General features: G+C 65.5%; 2 protein-coding genes. Both read right to left on the bottom strand.

The window, feature by feature from the left end:
- Positions 1-1,016 (bottom strand): heavy metal translocating P-type ATPase (locus BV95_RS22510; protein ID WP_037457594.1); only part of this gene is annotated, 1,016 nt, incomplete at its 3' end.
- Positions 1,013-1,288, bottom strand: a 276-nt coding sequence (locus BV95_RS22505; RefSeq protein ID WP_037457592.1) for a cation efflux transmembrane domain-containing protein, incomplete at its 5' end; no start/stop codon positions are given. The genes BV95_RS22505 and BV95_RS22510, both read right to left, overlap by 4 nt.

Below are 1,288 nucleotides of genomic sequence, written 5' to 3'. Positions count from 1 at the left end.
GCAGGCAGGCGCTCGTTCGGGCGGACGATGGCAATGTCCCCGACGACCATCTGCTCGACCGGGATTTCGCTGGTCTGCCCGCCGCGTCGCACGGTCGCGGTTTCGGGCGCGAGCTTCGCCAGCGCCTCGATCGCCTTCTTGGCGCGGCCCATTGCATAATGCTCAAGCGCATGGCCGAGGCTGAACAGGAACAGCAGCAGCGCACCTTCGGCCCATGCGCCCAGCGCAGCGGCGCCGGCCGCAGCGACCAACATCAGCGTGTCGATCTCGAACTTCTTCATCCGGAGGTTGTCGATCGCCTCGCGCAGCGTGAAGAATCCGCCGAAGAAATAGGCTGCGATATAGCAGGCGGTCGGCAGCCATTCGGGCGCGCCAGCGACCAGCCTCTCGATCGCGTAGCCGATCCCCAGCAGCGCGCCACAGGCGAGCGCGAAGATCAGCTCGGTATTGGGGCCGAGAAATTCGGCGTGGCTATGGTCGTGGCCATCGCCGGGGCCGTGCTTCTCTTCGCCCGCGCCGTGGCCCCCGGGGCCGTGGTCGTGGCCGGCATGTTCATCGGCAGCGACCCGCTTGCCCACCCTCACCTTCAGCTTGCGAAGCGCAGCGCGCACCTCCTCTTCGGTGGTTTCGCGGCGATCATATTCGACCCGGACAGACCCGCTGGTGCTGGCGCTTGCCTGGACCACGCCGGGCAAGGCGCACAGCGCATCGCTGACCGTGCGCGCCCGACGTTCGTGGTTGATCCCCGTCACCTGCCAGATCGCATGGCCGTAGCGCTCGGTGATTTCGGCACCTGCGGCGCGCACCATTTCGCGCAACCGTGGCAGCGGCAGCTTGGCGGCATCGAAATGGATGCACAGCGCCGCTGGCGTGTTGCCGTCGAGACAGATCACATGCGCCCGCTCGACACCTTCGCGCTTTGACAGGGTTGATACGAGACGGTCCAGGCAGGCATCGGCCGCGTCAGGAAGGTCCGGCAACAACACTGGAATGTCGAGTTCGAGCTTGTCGTTCATGACGACCTCCTTTCGCTTTTCTTGGTTTCGGCGCGCGCGTCGCGCAGGATTTCGACACCGCCCTTGATGGCGATGATGGCGGTGGCGAAGCCGACCAGCAGGTCCGGCCAATTGGTACCCAACCACAGCACCAGCACGCCGGCGATCAGGATGCCGCCGTTGGAAATGAAGTCGTTGAAGCTGAAGGTGGTTGCGGCCCGGAGATTGACGTCCGGATCCTTGAGGCGCTGGAGCAGCCGCAGGCAGAGGTAATTCACGACGCCGGCGATCGC

The organism is Sphingobium chlorophenolicum (genome assembly GCF_000722875.1).
Lineage (GTDB): Bacteria > Pseudomonadota > Alphaproteobacteria > Sphingomonadales > Sphingomonadaceae > Sphingobium > Sphingobium chlorophenolicum.
The sequence above is the reverse complement of the archived record's forward strand: the minus strand, read 5'-3'. Positions and strand labels throughout refer to the sequence as shown.